5 protein-coding genes are annotated in these 4,224 nt (G+C 60.8%); 3 read left to right on the top strand and 2 right to left on the bottom strand.

Annotated elements, in window-relative coordinates; genetic code table 11:
- The 3 genes from OXG98_08780 to OXG98_08790 all read left to right on the top strand — a co-directional run.
- Positions 1–207: hypothetical protein (locus OXG98_08780; protein MCY3772100.1), on the top strand; the 207-nt coding region annotated here is incomplete at its 5' end.
- A gap of 38 nt (positions 208–245) precedes the next feature.
- Complete coding sequence (locus tag OXG98_08785) at positions 246–1,289, top strand: class I SAM-dependent methyltransferase (GenBank protein MCY3772101.1); 1,044 nt, start codon at positions 246–248, stop codon at positions 1,287–1,289.
- A gap of 66 nt (positions 1,290–1,355) precedes the next feature.
- A complete protein-coding gene (locus OXG98_08790; GenBank protein MCY3772102.1) occupies positions 1,356–2,204 on the top strand; it encodes a hypothetical protein in 849 nt (282 codons plus the stop codon).
- A gap of 150 nt (positions 2,205–2,354) precedes the next feature.
- On the opposite strand, the gene OXG98_08795 is transcribed toward OXG98_08790, so the two are convergent.
- Positions 2,355–3,149: a Rieske 2Fe-2S domain-containing protein gene (locus OXG98_08795; protein MCY3772103.1), complete on the bottom strand. Its 795-nt coding sequence runs from the start codon at positions 3,147–3,149 to the stop codon at positions 2,355–2,357.
- A gap of 215 nt (positions 3,150–3,364) precedes the next feature.
- Positions 3,365–4,224 (bottom strand): hypothetical protein (locus OXG98_08800; protein MCY3772104.1); only part of this gene is annotated, 860 nt, incomplete at its 5' end.

Genomic DNA, 4,224 nt, shown 5'->3' on the forward strand with positions numbered 1-4,224 from the left:
CCGTACGGGCTGGGCACGCACATGTGCCTCGGCACCCGATGGATGGAACTGCAACTGGCCGTCAACCTGCTGATGCTGGCGCACCACTTCAAGATTGAAATGTCGCCCGCAAACTTCAAGCTGCGGTTCAATCCGTTTCCGTCTTTGAAACCAAGCAAGAAGCTGAAGTTCGTCATCTCCGAGCAGAGACGCGAGCTACGCGTCTGATGCCGAGGAGATGTAATTCCAGGGGAGATGCCACAGCATTGGAATTGGGTAAACTATCCAAAGAACTGCGGGAGGCGTACGAGGGAACGGGCGTCAAGGGGCGTGTCCGGCACTTCGATGGCTGGATCGCGCGGGCGGCTCCGGGAGCCGATGGCGCGAGCGGGTACGACCACGCGGCAACGGTGAAAGAGTACTATGACCTTTGCAGCGGGTTTATGGTGTGGGGTTGGAACGAATCCCTGCATTTCGTGCCGCTCACACCTGGTGAGAGTCTGGAGGAATCCATAGTCCGGCATCAGCGGTTGATGATCTCGAAACTGGAACTGCAACAGGGCATGACGGTGGTAGACGTTGGTTGTGGTATCGGTGGCCCAATGCGCCGCGTCGTCCGTGAGGCCGGTGTCAGAGTTGTAGGAATCAACATCAGTGAAATCCAGCTGGGGAAGGCAAAGAAGTTGAACGCCGAGGCGGGAATCGGCCACATGGTCGATTACGAGGCGTGCAGTTTTATGGATATGGGTGTCTTCGAAGATGAGACGTTCGACCGGGGCTATGCCATCGAGTCAACGTGCCATGCGCCAGACAAGGAACGTGCGTTCGCAGAGATATTCCGCGTACTCAAACCAGGAGCACTGTTCTGGGGTCAGGAAATGTGCCTGACCGAAAAGTTCGATCCAACAGACGCCCGACACCGGGCCATTGAGCAGGAACTCAAGCGTGGCATCGCGCTGAACGACATCGCGACGTTCGGGGAAGTTAATCGCGCGCTTGAAGCGGCGGGATTCCACGTCATCGAAGGGATGGACCGAAACGTCCGGAAAGGACCATCCACGCCCTGGTATCGTTCAATGGAGAGTCGTCGCGGCACGTTGGGGAACACGCTGCGCAGGCTTCCATGGGGCCGTAAAGCCATCATCGCGGGATCGAAGATGGCCGAAGTGCTGCGCCTGCTTCCCAAGGGATCCACGGAAGTCATCCGACTCCTTGATCGAACCGCAGACGCTTATGTCTCGGGTGGCAAGACGGGGATCTTCACGCCGCTGTACTGTTTCCTGGCCCGCAAACCTTTTAGACCCGATTGACCCCGATCCACATCGTAGGCCATTGGTGCGAATTGCCCGTCCGTTGAATCGAACCAGGATGTTTAGATGACCCTTACCCAATTGGTCCAGTTCGCGGCAGTTTGGGGACTCGCGCTCTTAACCCGATCGGTCCGCATCGCGGCGGTTGGGGAACGCGTGATCCTGGCGGTCGGCCTTGCCGTCGTGGCCGGCGTGACCGGTTTGAGCTTCGTGACCGGTGCGAATGCACAATCAGTAGCGAACGCCCAAACGATCGATGACGCCAGGACCGCATTCGAGGAAGGCCGTTTTCGGGAGGCGGCTGATCTCGCGGAAGCCATCGGGACCTCTGGGGGCTACGCCCTGGCGGCGCAGTCGCTCGCGGTGTACGGCCATCATGTTGCGGACAGGGATAACCGGAACGAATTCCTGGAACGCGCGATGAAACTCGGAGAGGAAGCGGTGCGCGCCGATTCGACCAATCCCGAAGCGTATTACCAGTCCGCCCACGCCGTTGGCCGGTATGCACAGAACGTCGGTATACTGACGGCCCTTCGCCGCGGCCTGGCGGGCCGGGTCCGCGGGCTGCTCGAGACCGCGCTCGATATCCACCCCGACTTCGCCGAGGTACACATGGCCTTCGGGGGCTGGCATGCCGACATCGCCGCTGCCGGGCGCGTTGCCCGGTTCCTGTACAAGGGAAACCGGGAGAATGCGGTCATGCATTACGAAAGGGCCCTGGAACTCGCCCCGGACTCGAAGGCCATACTGTTTGAATACGCGCTCAGGCTTCCTGAACTCGATCGTGAGGGCGGTCGGGAGCGGGCCGTGGAGATGCTGTCGAAGGCGGCCGGGCTACCGGCGCGGGACGCCTACGAGGAGTTCATCCAGCAGGATATTCTGGAGGCCCTGGCGGAGTCGGAGGGCGGCGGGTAGCTCATCGGGCAGCGGATGTCGCGCCTTCTCAAGCTGTCGACTTTTCCGGATAGAACTGCCTGCAGTACCGCCGGTACCTGCCGATGGGGCCGTCGGCCTCGCACAGCCTGGGGGCGTGCGATACCGCTTCCGTTCCCAGATCACCACGTCCTACAGGACATCCTGCTTTTGCTGCGAAAGCAGGATATGATTCATCAGTCTGTTGCGAAACTTCATCGGCAGGAACCCCAGTCCGGTGATGAACCGCCGGGGTTTGCGGATTTCCTGCAGTTGGCTGGCCAGTACGAGGTCGATAAAGGTGCCGTCGACAGGGGTCGGAAGGACCCAGAGTCTTGCGTGCATGTCGATGGTCTTCTCATGGATTTCGACAAAGGAGTAACCCAGTCTGTGGATGTGCGTGACGGCTGAAACCTCGTAGACAAGGTGCTTGACTCCCAGGATCCGGCGAATGCGCCTGAAGTCGAAGCAACTCCTCAGATAGGCGCCTTCCACCGTAATCGAACCGACCGGGTTCACATTGTCGTAGCCGTGTACATAGCGCAGGTGCCCGAAGTCCACCGAGTTCTCCGCGGTTTCCTGGGGATGGCTGCGAAACCGGAGGGGCCTGAATCCAACTTCGCCCCATTCCGCGCCGGTGGGCGGATCGTCCGGCAGGTGCCAGTGGGAAGGCCTGGCGTCCAGCCCGTACCAGGCGAAGACCAGGCCGAGGATCTCCCGGGTTTCATACACCGTGAGTTTAGCGGCTTTCGGCGCCGGGGCGTTGGGCGTCGCAACGCAATGGCCGGTCGTATCGAACTCGAACCCGTGGAACGGGCAGACCAGGCGCCCGTCGCATACCTTGCCGCCGACTTTCGGCCCCAGGTCGGAACCCAGGTGCGGGCAAACAGCGTCGGCCACGCAGACGCGGCCCTCCTCGTCGCACCAGGCGACGATATCCTTCCCCATCCACATCTTCTCGATCAGGTTTTCCGCTGGAGTGTTTCGCGGGTCGTTACCAGATACCAGCCTTCAGGGAAGGGCGGAAGTGCCGTGAGAGCGGCTGGGACGGGCCGGTCCGCGGTGGTGTTTGCCGCAGGACCGGCGGTCTGTTCTGTGGTGTTTTCGTTCATGTTTCAGGTCCTCACAGGCGATGGAGCCGTTCGCAAGAACAGCGAAGGTGCTCAGCCGCTTGCTTTTCGAAAACGCCAGCCGTACAGGATGCTTCCGTAATAATTAAAGATACGCCGGGTCTCGGGATCGCGGAAAGGATAATCCGCCCCGATCTGCCGGGCAGCGGCGAGACCGGTCACGAAGCAGGTCTCCTGGCTGTTCACCAGGGTGTGGGCGCCGCAGTGCCAGGTGTGCCGCCTGCCCTGGATGAAGCGGAACAGTTGGACGAGCCATGCGACGTGGCGCACGTCGTGCACGATATGCTGGAACCAGCACTTCTTGACGATCTTTTGCTCATCGATCGGACTGACGGGGTTGTAGGTCACCAGGCAGGGCCTGTCGGACCGGCTGGCCCATGGCTGCTGGTTGTGCATGATGTAGGTGATTTCGTAGTTGTCCGGCCTGGCGCCGTACTGTTCGATATGATTGCTCCGCGTTTCCAGCGGTCTCACTTCGTTCTCCGGAAGGACGGAAGCGTCCGAGTGCACGACCGTGTGGTTGTGGAGTTCGCTCTCGTAGCGTATCGACGACAGCAGGTAGCGCTCCAGGAACGTGGGCCGGTCGAGCATCATCAAGGTCTGGTTTGCATTGCACGCGAAGACCACCTCGTCGAACGTCTCCTCCACGCCGCCGGCGTCCTCGACCACGACGCAGTCTGACCGGCGGTGCACTTTACGCACCGGCCGGTTGAGGTATATCCTGTCCCGGAATCCGGCCGTCAGGTGTTCATAAATCCGGCGCGTGCCCTGGTCCCAGGTCTGCATGGGCGTCGCGCGTTCGATGTCGAAGAACTCCAGGTACCTCGCGAAGAGGGCCGCCGGCATGTCGAACACGTTCGTGGCCATCAGGAAGTTGACGAACATGGGCTTCA

The organism is Gemmatimonadota bacterium (assembly GCA_026706345.1).
Lineage (GTDB): Bacteria > JAAXHH01 > JAAXHH01 > JAAXHH01 > JAAXHH01 > JAAXHH01.

Excerpts from the sequence above, each read along its gene's own strand:
- OXG98_08790 (MCY3772102.1), top strand. The coding sequence starts at position 1,356 with ATGACCCTTACCCAATTGGTCCAGTTCGCGGCAGTTTGGGGACTCGCG.
- OXG98_08795 (MCY3772103.1), bottom strand. The coding sequence starts at position 3,149 with ATGGGGAAGGATATCGTCGCCTGGTGCGACGAGGAGGGCCGCGTCTGC.